The organism is Thiomicrorhabdus sp. Kp2, from assembly GCF_000478585.1.
Classification (GTDB): Bacteria; Pseudomonadota; Gammaproteobacteria; order Thiomicrospirales; family Thiomicrospiraceae; genus Thiomicrorhabdus.
Map to the genome: position 1 here is coordinate 633,099 of NZ_ARWI01000001.1, position 14,546 is coordinate 647,644.

Below are 14,546 nucleotides of genomic sequence, written 5' to 3' on the forward strand. Positions count from 1 at the left end.
TAATATGAGTAATATCATTCAACTTCCAGAGAACTTAACCATTCACCATATTGAGGGTCACTTCAACGAACTAAATAAAAAGTTTAACGATATGGGAGATGAGATCACATTTCAAGCCTCTGCCGTTGAAACCATTGATACATCTGGCCTTCAAACTTTGCTTGTTTTAGTAAAAGCAGCAGTAGAGAATGGTAAAAAAGTGGTCTGGCAAGATGTACCAGAAACTCTGAAATTAAATGCTGAAAAACTCGGTATTGCTTCTGAACTTTCTCTATAAAAAACGGCTATAAGCCGTTTTTTTATCCCCTCCTTTCTTACGAATATGAAAGAAACCAAAACACTCACTGATTCCTTTGCCATATCACTCGAATATGAAGGTTCTGGCGCTCCTAAAGTCACGGCTAAAGGTAGAGGATATATTGCCGAAGAGATTATCAATACGGCTAGAAAAAACAATATTCCAATTCAAAGTGACCCTAATCTTGTTGGTTTATTGAGTCAAGTTGAACTTAACCAAGAAATTCCAGAAACACTCTATGAAGCAGTGGCTCAAGTTCTCATATTTGCCTATCAAATCAGCGGAAAATCGCCAATAGACCACGCGCCTATCAATTCAGAAACGACAAAAAACAAAGATAACACCAACAAATAATCTCACGACCGCTTGTATACTCCTCTATTCCTCTATATGTAATCGATGTTAAAAGTAAAACATTAAACGGCTTTATACAAGTTCATGAATAAAACCTAAAGCAAAAAGCCGCACCTTAATGAGTTAAATATGACATCTAACCATAAGATACGGCTTTAAAAACCTACATAAACAGCGATGAGATTAACTAAACATATTGTCTACTTCTATCAAGATAATCACATTATCTTCAAAATGAGCAATCCCTTGAATATAGGAAGAGGCATTGTCCTTACTGGCTGACAAGGCTTCAAATTTATTTTCTGGAATATCTTTCACTTCCATAACAAAATCAACCAACATTCCAACGGTTTTTTCATCATCTAACTCAACAATAATGATTCGAGACAAATCATTTATCTCTTTTGGGGGCATTCCATACATAACCCGAGTATCAATGACGGTAACAATAACACCACGTACATTAATCACACCCAAAATATTATAATCAGAACCTTCCACTTTTCGGATGGTGCCAACCCTCAATACCTCTCGGATTTTCTTAACCTGTATACCATAAATCTCATTCTCTAATGTAAACAAGACACAACGAGCACTAGGTCCAGTATATTCATCCTCATCATCCAAGGCTCTCGCTCCACGAGAAGAAGATGAAAGAGATTCTTTAACTAATTGCATTCATACTCTCCTTACTGAAAACGCTGCACAACACCAGGTAAATCTAAAATAAGCGCAATATTACCATTACCAGTAATGGTTGCTCCTGCATAACCATGAACATGTTTTAGACCTACACCTAAAGGCTTGATGACAACCTCTTCTTGACCATTGACTTGATCAACGACCAAGCCCGCACGCTGATTACCAACAGAAACGATAATAACCTTGTCTCCACGATAATCGTCTTTTACCACATCGGGTGACAACCATTCTGACAAGAAAAACAAAGGCACACTTCGATTACGTAAACGTACCATCATTGCACCATCAATCCTGTTCGTTTTACTACCATCATAGTCAAAAATTTCTTGAACACTCGTTAATGGAATCGCATAGCTATCATTACCAAATGACACCATTAGTGTTGGTAAAATAGCCAATGTCAAAGGAACTCGAATGCTGATTTCCGTTCCCTGTCCCAGAACGGAATGAATATCAATGCTACCATTAAGCTTGGTAATCATATTCTTAACAACATCCATCCCTACGCCACGACCAGAGATGTCGCTAATCTGTTCAGCTGTTGAGAAACCCGCTGATAAAATAAGCTCAAAAGCAGACTTATCATCTAACTGATTCGCAGTAAGCTCATCCATCATGCCTTTTTCTACCGCTTTACGACGCAGTAAATCAGGATCCATTCCTTTCCCATCATCGGTAATGGATAGTAATATATGATCCCCTTCTTGCTGGGCCGCAAGAACCACCGTTCCTTTTTTAGGTTTACCTGCTGCAATACGCTCTTCTGGCATTTCTACACCATGGTCAACAGAGTTACGGACTAAGTGGACTAAGGGGTCAGCTAATGCTTCGACCAAGTTTTTATCTAAATCGGTTTCTTCACCACGTAACTCTAAATCGATCTCTTTTCCAAGTTTTCTCGCTAAGTCACGCACAACTCGAGGGAAGCGTCCAAAAACCTTCTTAACGGGTTGCATTCGCGTTTTCATCACAGATGCTTGTAAATCTGTAGTGACATGATCGAGATTACCAACAGCGTTAGAGATTTCTTCAATATTGCGTTCTGCACCTCTAAGCGTTAGCAAACGATTACGAACTAAAACAAGCTCACCCACTAAGTTCATAATTTCATCTAAACGTTTAGTATCAACACGAACCGTAGATTCTGCTGTATTTTTTGCAGGAGCTTTAGGACTGGGTGCACTAGTTGATTTACTCTGTGCTACAGGAGCGGATGCTTCTTTAGCCGCTTTTTGAACAGCTACTGGATCTGGTGAAAACTCTATAATCGGTTCAGGTATAGATACTGGTGAACCATTAATCTCACTTTCTAAAACATCACGCTGATTAAGTAAAGCTTCAAACTCATCATCTGTCATATCGCCATCAGGATCAAGGCTTTCATCTAGCGATAAGCCTGGTGAAGACTGGAGTTCTGATTCGACGGAGCCAGTAGCATCCCTTTGATTTAATAAGGCCTCAAACTCTTCATCTGTCATATCTCCATCAGGGTCAACACCATCAGCTAGTTGAAGGCCTGATTCAGGCTTAGGTTCTTGAGCACTGGTAGGATGACTATCTCTTTGATTCAATAAAGCTTCAAACTCTTCATCTGTCATATCTCCGTCAGGATCGACTCCATCAGCAAGTTGCAAATGAGACTCCTCTTGGGGTTCTTCAGCAACTGGCGGAGATATTACCTTCCCCTTAGTCAAAGCATCTAGCTCTTCAAGAAGTTGCGGGTTATTTTCAGGTAACTCTCTTTCACCATCATTCAGCAAATCAATTGAGTCACTAATAACATCAAAAGCGCGCAAAATCACATCTGCTGCAACCGCATCGTAACTTACATCACCATTTCGAATTTTATCAAATACGTTTTCTGCTCGGTGACAAACTTCAATAAGAGGTGTAATACCTAAGAAACCAGCACCACCTTTAACAGTATGAAAACCTCTAAACACTGCATTAAGCAGATCAGAATCAGTAGGTGAATGTTCCAAATCGACTAACTGCCCATTTAGTTGATCGACCAACTCTGATGCTTCAACTAAAAAGTCTTGTAAAATTTCTTCATCCACAGTTTCACCTCTTGGTCGTTATCTATACCGTCTTATAAAATTAACACGGAATTTAATAACATAAACAAAGCAATCCTTATGCCAGGAACAAAATTAAAAACTTACTAAGAAGCTCAAATAAACGCTAGTAAATCTTAAATGCCTAAATCACTCAGTAGATCATCAATATCTTCTTGTGATTCCACAATGTCTTTTTTAGAATTTTGAGTAACATTAGGCCCAACACCGTGCATTTCTTTTGATTTCTGCTCCTGCTCACTCAATACCCTATCAGGAATAGCATGATAATCATGACCAGAGTTTTCGATTAACTGAATCAAACTTTGCTCTAAAGAACTAATAACAAAAATCACCCTGTTTAATACCTGGCCTGTTAAGTCTTGGTATGACTGTGCAAGCATGATATTTGTTAAATTTTCGCTTACTTTCGCTACCTCATGTTTGATTACATCAATCTCTTCTGCAGACACCTCTGCTTTTAATAGCGTCTGAACACTATCCAAATGCTGTAAAGCTTCTTCAGCGGTATCTAAAGTCTGATTACTCGCTTGTTCAGTCGTTTGAATAACGTACTCTAAACGCTCAGTTGCATCAGGAATATCATGCTTGGTTTGCATAAAAAGTGCATTATCATCAATATGATCTAAAGTTAAATGTAAGTTGTCCGTCAAAGCACTTAGTTGCTGAAAGAGCTCTGATTCCCGAATTTGGGTCATCTCATCAATAATTTGTATTGTTTTTTTATGATTATTTTCTTCTAGAGCTTCGACCAAGGCCTTAGCTTGCTGAATATTGATTTGAGATGCTTTATTCATTAATAACTTCCTTATAAACAACTACAAAAAAAGCCCAATTACTGAGGTTATTCAGTAATGAGCTTTTTGATTTAATTCGAAATTTCAACAACAATATTCACAAAGACTGTGCTGAAATCCGTTCAAAAATAGCGTAAATTTTTTCATTTAGGGTAGCGGCCGTAAAGGGTTTAACAATGTAATCATCTACACCTGCTTCAGTGGCTTCAATAATTTGTGATCTTTTAGCTTCTGCACTGATTAACAAAAAAGGCGTGTTTTTTACAGAAGGTTCGTTACGCACTTTTTTTAAAAGTTCCAAACCCGTCATATTAGGCATATTCCAGTCACAAACAATAAAGTCATAATGGGCTGTCTGAATCATAGCCCATGCTTTAACGCCATCTTCTGCTTCTTCAAAATGGCTAAAACCCAACTCTCGTAGCAAGTCTTTAACAATGGTACGCATTGTAGAAAAATCATCCACAACAAGAATTTTCATACCTTGGTTAATCTGCACAATGAACCCGCCATTTCAAAAAACACATTTCCAATATTCTCTTACAACCAATTTACCATTCTAGAACGAATTCGTTTAATTGCCTGGCTATGTATTTGACTCACTCTTGATTCACTGACTTCTAACACTTCGCCAATCTCTTTAAGATTTAACTCTTCATCATAATATAGAGCCATTACCAGTTTTTCTTTTTCTGGAAGATTACCTATCTCAGAGGCTAAGGCCTGTTGAAAACCACTTTCTGAAAGCTCTGCAAAAGGTGTTTGGCTTCCCCCAATAATTTTGCCTTCGGAAAGCTCTTCATGGTCTGGTTCATCAATAGATAGGAGTTGCGCAGAACTTGTATCTTGTAAGATATGGTAGTACTGTTCAATTTCGACCCCCATCTCGATAGCGATTTCTTCATCCCGAGCTTCTCGCCCGACTTTCACTTCTACACGATGGATTGCATCACTGACTTCACGGGATTTACGATGCACTGAGCGCGGAGTCCAATCCCCCTTTCTAATTTCGTCAAGCATCGCCCCACGAATGCGAATTCCCGCGTAAGTTTCAAAACTTGCCCCTTGATTGGCATTGAATTTCTGCATCGCTTCAATCAAGCCGATAATACCTGATTGGATTAAGTCATCAACAAAAACACTATCAGGTAAACGCCCTTTTAAATGATAGGCTATACGCTTTACTAGAGGCAAATACGATTCTAAATCAAGTAATTCATTACTCGACTGCTTTTGGACTTGCTCATAAACGTGTGTACCGCTCATTCTCTATTTCACCCTTTATTGACGTCTTAACGCCCAGAATTAAACAAGTTTTCAACAAAAAATTGTAAGTAACCCGTTACGCCTCTTGGAATTGGCCATCTTTGTATTTGTTGCGCCATACTTTTAAACGATTGTGCTGCATCGCTATTTGGCTTATATACGGTAACGGGAATTTGCCTCTGGACAGCTTCTCGCAAATCATGATCAAAAGGCACCGTTCCAAGATAATCAATACTGACATCTAAAAACTGCTCACACACTTTTGCAAACTTTTCATAAAGCTGCCTACCATGCGCAGGAGAGCGACTCATATTCGCTAGAAGTCTGAACTGTGTGAGTTGGTAGTCACGACTTAACACCTTAACTAATGCGTAAGCATCCGTAATAGAAGCGGGCTCATCAGTCACTACAACGACCACTTCTTGAGCGGCTCGGCAAAAACTAACCACGCTATCCGCAATACCTGCAGCAGTATCAACAATTAAAATATCAAGTTCACCATTCAATTCAGAAAAGGCATTAATAATACCCGCATTTTCCATGGCACTCAGTTGTGCCATTCTGCGAACCCCTGAGGCCGCTGGAATAATTTTCAAACCACCTGGGCCTTCAACAATCACTTCTTGTAATGTTTTTTCACCATCTAGCACATGAGATAAATTATATTTCGTTTGCAGGCCTAACATAATATCTACGTTTGCCAGCCCCATATCGGCATCCATTAACAAAACTCTATTACCAAGCTTTGATAGTGACACACCTAAGTTCACAGAAACATTCGTTTTACCCACTCCCCCTTTACCACTGGCGACGGCAATCACTCTAACAGGCTGTTGGGGCTTTTCATGTGTAGGTGTTTTATTGGCATGCATTGCACGTAATCCTGCTGCTTGATCATTGAGCACTTGAAATCTCCTTACCTAATCCTAAACGAAAGGCTTGCTCATTTTGATTACTTTCTGTATTTTGCTGACCTAGTACAATCACTCGATCAATAAATTCTCTGGTTCTCACAGATTCTAGGTCCTCTGGTACTCTTTGCCCATTCGATAAATAGGCAATCGGCAATTGTTCTTCAATTAATACTGTCAGCACATTACCTAATTGTAAGGCTTCATCCACTTTGGTCAAGATACAACCTGTTAATACAATCTGGTTAAATGATTTTACTATATCTTTCATAACAGATAACTGTGTTGCTGCCGACATAACTAAATAATTCCTGACGGTGGTCACTCCTTCATGTCCTGAAGTCACTTGTTGAGAAAGCTGTAAATCCCTTTGACTCATGCCAGCCGTGTCAATCAAAATTAATTTTTTATTCGCTAAGGATGCAAGCAATGCATATAACTCTCCTTGCGTTTTAGCGACATGAACAGGAACATTAATCAATTCTGCAAATGTTTTTAATTGCGCCTGAGCCCCAATCTTATAACAGTCCGTTGTAATCAGAGCCAGCTCGTTTGGGCTGTTTCGCATCACAAAACGACTAGCAATTTTTGCTATAGTCGTTGTTTTACCAACACCCGTTGGGCCAACTAAAGCAAAAATCCCACCTCGGTCGATCATATCCCTTTCCAAAACAGGAATTTGACTCTCCATTTCTGCCAATATAGTTGACCAGGCCTGTTGATTCACTACAGGTAGAGCATTGACTAACTTTTCACTTAAATTCCAGCCAACTCCCAGCTTAACTAAACGTTTAATCAACTCAATTCTTGCAGGATCATTTTGTTCTGCCTGATTCCAAGCAAGACCTGACAATTGATTTTCAAGCAAGGCACGAACAGCCTTTAACTCTTCTGCCATATTGCCTAACTCGGGGCTCGCTTGTTGAGGTGAGGAATTAAACTGTGTGTTTGACATCTCTGGGGAGTGATAAGAACTCCCCTGCGTTTTAGACTTCTCTTGGTTAGACTGATTCGAATCAGGGTCTAATGCCGCGACAATCTCAACACCATCCTCTGTATCTTTTGTAGACAAAATCACAGCATCATCGCCATGTTCGTCCCTCACGAGATTCATCGCCTGGCGCATATTAGGTGCAAAATAACGCTTTATTTTCAAGTTATCCTCCCTGACCTACGCTTGCGACTACACTGATCTGTCGATTTTCTGGCACCTCAGAATACGCTAAAATATACAGAGTTGGCAAACTATACCTAAACAGTCTTGCCAATTGCGCTCTAATTTGCGGAGCAACCAGCAATACAGCGGATTGGCCAGACATTTCCATTTTCTGCGATTCTTCTTTTAGCGTGCCGTGCAATCTTTCTGCCAGGCCTGGTTCAATCGCGAGCTGACCTTCTGGCGCGCCTTGAGTTGCTTGGAGCAATATCTGTTCCAAGCTAGGGTCCAAAGTAATGACTTTTAACTCTTCATCTTGACCAACGATGTCTTGAATAATGGAACGTCCTAAAGCGGTACGTACGTGAATCGTTAAGTCAGCGGCATCTTGTGTCTGACCAGACTGCTTAGTTAAGGTTTCTAAAATGGTACGCATATCGCGAATTGAAACCTTCTCCCGCAAAAGATTCTGTAATACTTTAACTAAAGTCGCAAGTGATAACTTGTCAGGCACAAGCTCTGTTACTAATTTTGGAGAGGCGTTTTTTACTTTATCTAATAGTTGCTGAACCTCATCATGCCCAAGTAATTCAAAAGCATAATCTTGAATAAGCTGACTAACATGGGTTGCTACAACCGTGCTTGAGTCAACAACCGTATAACCAAGCGCCTGAGCTTGGTCTTGATCAGAAGGAGCAATCCAAACGGCATCAAGTCCAAAAGTTGGATCTTTGGTTACCGTTCCTGCGATTTCTCCAAACACTTGCCCAGGATTAATGGCAAGCTCACGTTCAGGGAATACCTCTCCATCACCTGCTGGAACGCCCATCAACATCACTCGGTATTGATTAGGTTTTAAATCTAAATTATCACGAATATGAACAGGAGGTACTAAAAAGCCCAGTTCTTGTGAAACTTTACGTCGTACCCCTTTAACTCGATCTAATAATTGGCCATTTTGAGCTTGATCTACCATCGGAATTAGTCGGTAACCGACTTCTAAACCTAGCACATCTACCGATTGAACATCGTCCCAACTTAAGTCGGCAGGTTTTGATTCAACTTCTTCTGGGATTTCAATAGGCTCAGTCTGCAACCCCTCTTTTTTCTGTTTATGGATAAGATAAGCTCCACCTCCAGCCACACTTGCGAAAGCTAGAAATGCGAAGTTTGGCATACCTGGTATTAACCCTAAAAATCCAACAATCCCTGCTGCCGTTCCTAAAGCTTTTGGGTTAGCAAACATCTGTAACTGAATCTGCTCACCCATGTCTTTTTTATCACCACCTGTAACACGGGTCACAATAATGGCTGTGGCAGTAGAGAGTAATAAGGCTGGAATTTGAGCGACAAGCCCATCACCTAACGTCAAGATGGTATAAACCTGGGCAGCATTACTGAATGAGAGGTCGTGCTGCCCGACACCTATCGCAAACCCACCAATCAAGTTAATGAATAATATAATAATTCCAGCGATGGCGTCACCACGAACAAATTTACTTGCCCCATCCATCGAACCATAAAATTCTGCCTCAGTCGCAATTTCAGCACGTCTGACTTGCGCTTCCTCTTGCGTAATTAGGCCAGCATTTAAATCGGCATCAATGGCCATCTGTTTACCTGGCATGGAATCCAAAGTAAATCGTGCGCTGACTTCTGCAACTCGCCCAGCCCCTTTCGTTATAACCACAAAGTTAATAACAACCAATATCGCAAAGACGACTAAACCTACCGCATAATTTCCACCAATTACAAACTCACCAAAAGCGGCAATGACTTCCCCTGCTGAAGCTCCCCCTGTGTGCCCCTCTAAAAGAATAACCCTGGTTGAGGCGATATTAAGAGAAAGCCTAAATAAGGTTGCCAGTAAAATAATGGTTGGAAAAACAGCAAAATCCAAAGGTCTTTTGGCATACAAGGTAACCATTAATACCACAAGAGAAAGTGCAATATTGAAGGTAAAGAATATATCAAGTAAAAAAGGAGGGAGCGGTATTGTAACCATACCCAATAGAGCCAGCACAGCAATTGGTACACCCAAGCTGCTAGCCATGCTCTGTTTTGCTTTATTGAGTAATTGAGTAAAGTTCATTAATTGAGTAAATAACCAAAAGTATTATGATTTAAATTTATCATTCCGTTTTCATCTCAGGAGGTATCGGCAAACGAGCAAAATCCACTTCGTCGGCCTTTCCCATCTCTTTAAGCTGATAAATGTAAGCGAGTACAGAGGCAACGGCTTTAAATAAATCGTATGGTATAGGACGATCTATTTCTGCATTATAGTATAAAGCCCTTGCTAAAGGTGGCGCTTCTACAATGCTAATATTATTCTCTTTTGCAATCGTTCTAATCTGTGCGGCCATAAAGTCTACCCCCATAGCTAAAACCATAGGTTCCTGCATGCTTTCAGGGTCGTATTTAAGCGCCACGGCAAAATGTGTGGGGTTGGTAATAATGACATCGGCTTCTGGCACCTTTTGCATCATTCTACGTTGGGACATCTCTCTTTGAACCTGTCTAATACGGCCTTTTACCTCTGGATTACCCTCTTGTTGTTTGTACTCCTCTTTCACTTCTTGCTTAGTCATTTTGAGCTGTTTATTATGATCCCAAAGTTGAAAAGGGACATCGATTGCTGCCACAATTAATAACGATAAACTGACAAAAATAAACGCCTGAACAATTAAACTTCCCGAATGCGCCATGGCAAACTTCAGAGGCTCAATCCCCAGAACTAAAACTTCAGCAAAAGTGAAGTATAAAAAATAGGTTGCCATAGCCATTACCAAGCTGAACTTAGCAAAGGCTTTCAATAACTCTAACAACGCTTTAACAGAAAACATGCGCTTAATGCCTGATATTGGGTTTAACTTACTGGCTTTTGGCGCTAAGGCTTTGGCACTAAAAGCCCAACCACCCAACAATATAGGAGAAACTAACGCAATAAACATCATGACTAAAATGAACGGTAACATCAGATAAATCGCTTTGATAATCAACGCGATAATTAAATCAAACATTTTTTGAGTATCGAAAGCAATATCACGATCAAAACTAATGCCCTTAATCATCATATCAATAAAATCTTGCATCATTGCCCCACCATATAGCAGCATAAATATGGCCGCTGATAAGGTAATCAACAAGGTGGTTAATTCTTTTGAACGTGGTATCTGCCCTTTATCTCGAGCATCATCCAATTTTTTCTGGGTAGGTTCTTCGGATTTTTCACTGCCGTCAGCATTTTCAGCCATGACTTACTCCGTTAAACGCAACTGACTAATAACATCGACAGCGCGATGAATTAACTCTTGAAGGTGTGGTAAAACAATTGGCGTTGTTAGCGACAACATTACCAGGCCTGCTAACAGGGTAACAGGAAAACCAACCGCAAAGATATTTAACGAGGGGGCTGCTCGTGTGACCACGCCAAAAGAGACGTTAATCAATAATAAAGCGGTTATTGCTGGCAAAGCAACCAACACCCCAGCAGTAAACATATAACTACCAAATTCTACCAACAACCACAAACTATCTGTATTAAAAAAGTGTATGCCTATTGGCAGGTATTCAAAGCTATCCGCCATTACCTGAATGACTAATAGATGACCATTTAAAGCTAAAAACAGTAGCGTCACGACAATGGTAAAATACTGAGAAACAACTGGTGAGTTAACCCCCGTTCCAGGATCAACCATTTGCGCAAAGGCCAAACCCATTCCCATTGAGATTAAATGCCCCGCAATAACAAAAGCCTGAAAAACAACCAAAAACACCAGCCCCATTGCCAAACCGATTAACATCTGCTGCAAAATATATAGAACACCTTGCCAAGTAAATGGATCAACAGGAGGTGGCATTGAGAGAGATGGCGCAATAACGAGTGTTAAAAAAAAGGTTAAAATAACTCTAGAACGTACAGGAACAGACCTAAGTCCGTACAAAGGAATAATAGAGAGCATTGCACCAATTCTTACAAATGGGTAGAAGTACAAACCAACCAGCTGTAAAAATTCTGGATAGTTAAATGACATGACACTAACCGATTAAGGCTGGAATATTTTGATACAACTCTCGGGTAAACGAAATTAACGTTGTTAACATCCAAGGCCCTGCTACAACTAAAGCGATACCCACAATGGCTAACTTAGGTATAAAACTTAAGGTCATCTCATTAATTTGTGTTGCTGCTTGAAACATACCTACCAGCAAACCAATCAAGAGTGCAGGAATTAAAAGCGGAGCGGCTAACATTGCCGTCACTTCTAGCATTCGCTGCCCTAATGTTAAAACGAATTCTTCTTGCATCATATCCCCCCAGGCACAACAAAACTATTTGCCAAAGTACCCACGACTAATGCCCAACCATCAATAAGGACAAACAGCATAAGTTTAAAAGGTAAAGAGATAATCATGGGAGATAACATCATCATCCCCATAGACATCAATAAACTTGCTACAACAAGGTCAATAATTAAAAATGGAATGAACAGCATAAAACCAATCTGAAAAGCGGTTTTTAATTCACTGGTCATAAAAGCAGGAATCAAGACTTTAAATGGCACATTTTGTGGATCCGTTAAAGTGACATCCGCCATTTCTGCAAACATACCTAAATCATCCTCTCTGGTTTGTTGCAGCATAAATTGATGCATAGGGATTGCACCTAGCTCCACGGCCTTTTGGAATTGAATCTCTTCTTCAAGGTAAGGGGCTACAGCCGTGTCATATACCTTATCTAATACAGGTGTCATAATAAATAAAGTTAAAAACAGTGATAAACCAATTAACACTTGGTTTGAAGGCGTTTGCATCGTACCCAGAGCCTGTCTCAGTAAAGCTAAAACAATAACAATCCTTAAAAAAGAGGTCGTTGCAATTAAGGCAGCTGGAAGCAACGTCAGCCCCGTCATCAATAACAGAATCTGTATTGTTAAGGTGTAATCCTGATTGCCTGTCGCATCCGTTTCAACTGTAAACGCGGGGATACCTGGCATAGCCCAAGATAAAATAGGAAAGAAAGCGAGTATAAAAAAGAGAGATGATTTAATTATCTTCACGAGGCTGCTGGCTCTTTCCCTTAGATTTTATGGCTTCTTGAAGCCTTTGCGAAAATTGGCTGGATACAGGGACATTATCCTGTACTTTAATAGGTTCTTCAAGCTGATGTAACCGACTGATTCGATTAGAGGTGACTCCAACAAGGATTTGTTCTTGTCCCACTTGTAACAGTAAAATGCGCTCTCTTTGTCCAACTGACAAAGCACCAAGAACTTTAAGATTACCATCAGCGACCCCTGGAAACCTACCATAACGCCTTAGCAACCAAGCGGAGACAAAAATAATAAGTAAAACTAAAACCAAAGACAAGACAATCTGCCCAAAGTATTCACTGGGCTGAGTAACCTTTTCTCCAATCTCAGCGCTTTTAGTTTCAGCAGCTACCCATGCAGACTGTAGAAATAAAAAGCCTGTTAACCAGGCCTGCTTCATTAAACTCATAAGATTATTTTAGCTTCTTAATTCGTTCTTGAGGACTCACTACATCCGTCAAGCGAACACCAAACTTATCATTAATTACCACAACTTCACCATGTGCGATTAAAGTGCCATTAACTAATAGATCTAACGGTTCACCAGCAAGACGATCCATTTCTACAACTGAACCCTGAGTATAAGAAAGCAAGTTACGAATAGAGACTTTTGCTCTACCAATCTCCAGCTGAAGGGTTACAGGAATGTCCATTAGGACATCTAAATCCACTTTATCTTTGCTATTACCGCGCTCTGCATTTAGCTCGTCAAATGCAGCAGAACTGATTGATTCAGCGCCCATCGCTTCTGCTGTAGTCTGTTCAGCTAAAGCATCTCCCCAATCAGCGTCAGCCGAACTCCCTTCAGCATCAGCTTGTTCCGCTAAGGCGTCTCCCCACGCACTTAAATCATCTTCATCACTCATCGTACCACTCCTTAACATTCTCTATCGTTCGCTCTTGATAAGCGGGGTGACGTAAAATTTCTTCTATTTTTACGGCTTTTTTGTCATGGCTTTCACCAAGTTTACCGCGCATTATGGCAATATTTTCTGCTTTAACGGTGACTCGTTTAGGCATTTCTAACGGAATGATATCGCCCTTTTCCATTTTCAGTAAGTCATCAACATTCATTTTTAACTCAGCCAAGCTTACACTCAAATCAATTTCAATGTTTTTGGCTTCCTCTTTGAGGGTTCTTGACCAACGGTTATCACTTTCGCCTTGAAGGTTCTGCATCCCCTCTTCAAGCTTGTCACGAACAGGCTCAAGCATGGCATAAGGCATAACAATATCAACACGACCTTCAACCCCTTCAAAACGAACATTGATTGGGCTGACTACAATCATATCTGTTGGATCAACAATACCAGCAAATTTTGGATTCATTTCAGAGTGCATGTACTCTATTTCGATATCCATAACAGGCCCCCATGCTTTACGCATGTTTTCTGAAGTGATATCAAGAATACTTCTAACCATACTCATCTCAACGGGAGTATATTCTCGCCCTTCAATTTTGAATGGTAACAATCCTGTTCCACCAAAATAAATATCTACAGCTGTAAAAATGAGTTTTGAGTCTAGGGTAAATAAAGAAACCCCGTTTAATGGATTGATTCGATAAATATTTAAACTGGTAGGTACAAATAAATTACGTAAGTAATCAATCATTTTAATGATTTTAACTTCACCCGCAGTCACTTCTACACTCGCCATAATCATCTCATTGAAATGGCGCTGAAACCCTCGTGCAAAACGTTCATTAATAATATCTAAGGCAGGCAGACGCCCACGAACAATTCGTTCCTGATTTGTGAAGTCATAGACTTTGGCACTCTGTCCTCCTGAAGTATCATCACCTTCAGTTTCAACATCGCCGCCACCCATCCCTTTTAATAGGGCATCAACTTCATCTTGACTTAGAATATCATCCATTTAAATCGCC

General features: G+C 40.1%; 17 protein-coding genes. 2 read left to right on the forward strand and 15 right to left on the reverse strand.

From position 1 onward, the window contains the following. Nucleotides 1–4 precede the first annotated feature (4 nt). Nucleotides 5–277, forward strand: a complete 273-nt coding sequence (locus A379_RS03015; RefSeq protein WP_040725631.1) for an STAS domain-containing protein — start codon at nucleotides 5–7, stop codon at nucleotides 275–277. A gap of 45 nt (nucleotides 278–322) precedes the next feature. Then, a complete protein-coding gene (locus A379_RS03020; RefSeq protein ID WP_040725634.1) occupies nucleotides 323–652 on the forward strand; it encodes an EscU/YscU/HrcU family type III secretion system export apparatus switch protein in 330 nt (109 codons plus the stop codon). Between the two features lie 183 nt (nucleotides 653–835). On the opposite strand, the gene A379_RS03025 is transcribed toward A379_RS03020, so the two are convergent. From A379_RS03025 to fliM, 15 genes are all read right to left on the reverse strand, one after another. Continuing rightward, a complete protein-coding gene (locus A379_RS03025; RefSeq protein WP_040725636.1) occupies nucleotides 836–1,330 on the reverse strand; it encodes a chemotaxis protein CheW in 495 nt (164 codons plus the stop codon). Nucleotides 1,331–1,341: 11 nt separating this feature from the next. Further along, on the reverse strand, nucleotides 1,342–3,414 hold the full coding sequence (locus tag A379_RS03030; RefSeq protein WP_040725641.1) for a chemotaxis protein CheA: 2,073 nt from the start codon (nucleotides 3,412–3,414) through the stop codon (nucleotides 1,342–1,344). Between the two features lie 134 nt (nucleotides 3,415–3,548). Further along, nucleotides 3,549–4,229, reverse strand: coding sequence for a protein phosphatase CheZ (locus tag A379_RS03035; RefSeq protein WP_040725643.1), 681 nt, complete (start codon nucleotides 4,227–4,229; stop codon nucleotides 3,549–3,551). A 97-nt stretch (nucleotides 4,230–4,326) separates the two neighbouring features. Beyond that, nucleotides 4,327–4,722 carry a chemotaxis response regulator CheY gene (locus A379_RS03040; RefSeq protein WP_198525688.1) on the reverse strand — a complete coding sequence of 132 codons (396 nt, stop codon included), beginning with the start codon at nucleotides 4,720–4,722 and terminating at the stop codon, nucleotides 4,327–4,329. 47 nt (nucleotides 4,723–4,769) lie between these two features. Then, nucleotides 4,770–5,495 (reverse strand): RNA polymerase sigma factor FliA, encoded by a 726-nt coding sequence (locus A379_RS03045; protein WP_040725644.1) that lies wholly within the window; start codon nucleotides 5,493–5,495, stop codon nucleotides 4,770–4,772. A gap of 26 nt (nucleotides 5,496–5,521) precedes the next feature. After that, entirely contained in the window at nucleotides 5,522–6,400 is an 879-nt protein-coding gene (locus A379_RS03050) for a MinD/ParA family protein (RefSeq protein WP_040725646.1), read from the reverse strand. Beyond that, nucleotides 6,390–7,562, reverse strand: coding sequence for a flagellar biosynthesis protein FlhF (flhF, locus tag A379_RS03055; protein WP_040725648.1), 1,173 nt, complete (start codon nucleotides 7,560–7,562; stop codon nucleotides 6,390–6,392). Before flhF ends, A379_RS03050 begins: the two co-directional genes overlap by 11 nt. A 1-nt stretch (nucleotide 7,563) precedes the next feature. Next, nucleotides 7,564–9,654, reverse strand: a complete 2,091-nt coding sequence (gene flhA, locus A379_RS03060; RefSeq protein WP_051144968.1) for a flagellar biosynthesis protein FlhA — start codon at nucleotides 9,652–9,654, stop codon at nucleotides 7,564–7,566. Nucleotides 9,655–9,694: 40 nt separating this feature from the next. After that, the gene (gene flhB, locus A379_RS03065) at nucleotides 9,695–10,819 is read right to left on the reverse strand and encodes a flagellar biosynthesis protein FlhB (protein ID WP_040725651.1); all 1,125 of its coding nucleotides are present in this window, start codon (nucleotides 10,817–10,819) and stop codon (nucleotides 9,695–9,697) included. Nucleotides 10,820–10,822: 3 nt separating this feature from the next. After that, nucleotides 10,823–11,599: a flagellar biosynthetic protein FliR gene (gene fliR / locus A379_RS03070; protein WP_040725652.1), complete on the reverse strand. Its 777-nt coding sequence runs from the start codon at nucleotides 11,597–11,599 to the stop codon at nucleotides 10,823–10,825. Between the two features lie 4 nt (nucleotides 11,600–11,603). Continuing rightward, nucleotides 11,604–11,873 carry a flagellar biosynthesis protein FliQ gene (gene fliQ, locus A379_RS03075; RefSeq protein ID WP_040725654.1) on the reverse strand — a complete coding sequence of 90 codons (270 nt, stop codon included), beginning with the start codon at nucleotides 11,871–11,873 and terminating at the stop codon, nucleotides 11,604–11,606. Beyond that, complete coding sequence (fliP, locus tag A379_RS03080; protein ID WP_081696435.1) at nucleotides 11,873–12,562, reverse strand: flagellar type III secretion system pore protein FliP; 690 nt, start codon at nucleotides 12,560–12,562, stop codon at nucleotides 11,873–11,875. The genes fliQ and fliP overlap by 1 nt, the downstream gene beginning before the upstream one ends. Nucleotides 12,563–12,611: 49 nt before the next feature. Next, nucleotides 12,612–13,067 carry a flagellar biosynthetic protein FliO gene (fliO, locus tag A379_RS03085; RefSeq protein ID WP_051144969.1) on the reverse strand — a complete coding sequence of 152 codons (456 nt, stop codon included), beginning with the start codon at nucleotides 13,065–13,067 and terminating at the stop codon, nucleotides 12,612–12,614. A gap of 4 nt (nucleotides 13,068–13,071) precedes the next feature. Next, nucleotides 13,072–13,524, reverse strand: coding sequence for a flagellar motor switch protein FliN (gene fliN, locus A379_RS03090; protein ID WP_040725659.1), 453 nt, complete (start codon nucleotides 13,522–13,524; stop codon nucleotides 13,072–13,074). Then, the gene (gene fliM, locus A379_RS03095; protein ID WP_040725661.1) at nucleotides 13,517–14,536 is read right to left on the reverse strand and encodes a flagellar motor switch protein FliM; all 1,020 of its coding nucleotides are present in this window, start codon (nucleotides 14,534–14,536) and stop codon (nucleotides 13,517–13,519) included. The genes fliN and fliM overlap by 8 nt, the downstream gene beginning before the upstream one ends. Nucleotides 14,537–14,546 lie beyond the last annotated feature (10 nt).

Excerpts from the sequence above, each read along its gene's own strand:
- A379_RS03015 (WP_040725631.1), top strand. The coding sequence starts at position 5 with ATGAGTAATATCATTCAACTTCCAGAGAACTTAACCATTCACCATATT.
- A379_RS03020 (WP_040725634.1), top strand. The coding sequence starts at position 323 with ATGAAAGAAACCAAAACACTCACTGATTCCTTTGCCATATCACTCGAA.
- A379_RS03025 (WP_040725636.1), bottom strand. The coding sequence starts at position 1,330 with ATGCAATTAGTTAAAGAATCTCTTTCATCTTCTTCTCGTGGAGCGAGA.
- A379_RS03035 (WP_040725643.1), bottom strand. The coding sequence starts at position 4,229 with ATGAATAAAGCATCTCAAATCAATATTCAGCAAGCTAAGGCCTTGGTC.
- A379_RS03045 (WP_040725644.1), bottom strand. The coding sequence starts at position 5,495 with ATGAGCGGTACACACGTTTATGAGCAAGTCCAAAAGCAGTCGAGTAAT.
- flhA (WP_051144968.1), bottom strand. The coding sequence starts at position 9,654 with ATGAACTTTACTCAATTACTCAATAAAGCAAAACAGAGCATGGCTAGC.
- flhB (WP_040725651.1), bottom strand. The coding sequence starts at position 10,819 with ATGGCTGAAAATGCTGACGGCAGTGAAAAATCCGAAGAACCTACCCAG.
- fliR (WP_040725652.1), bottom strand. The coding sequence starts at position 11,599 with ATGTCATTTAACTATCCAGAATTTTTACAGCTGGTTGGTTTGTACTTC.
- fliQ (WP_040725654.1), bottom strand. The coding sequence starts at position 11,873 with ATGCAAGAAGAATTCGTTTTAACATTAGGGCAGCGAATGCTAGAAGTG.
- fliP (WP_081696435.1), bottom strand. The coding sequence starts at position 12,562 with ATGCCAGGTATCCCCGCGTTTACAGTTGAAACGGATGCGACAGGCAAT.
- fliO (WP_051144969.1), bottom strand. The coding sequence starts at position 13,067 with ATGAGTTTAATGAAGCAGGCCTGGTTAACAGGCTTTTTATTTCTACAG.
- fliN (WP_040725659.1), bottom strand. The coding sequence starts at position 13,524 with ATGAGTGATGAAGATGATTTAAGTGCGTGGGGAGACGCCTTAGCGGAA.
- fliM (WP_040725661.1), bottom strand. The coding sequence starts at position 14,536 with ATGGATGATATTCTAAGTCAAGATGAAGTTGATGCCCTATTAAAAGGG.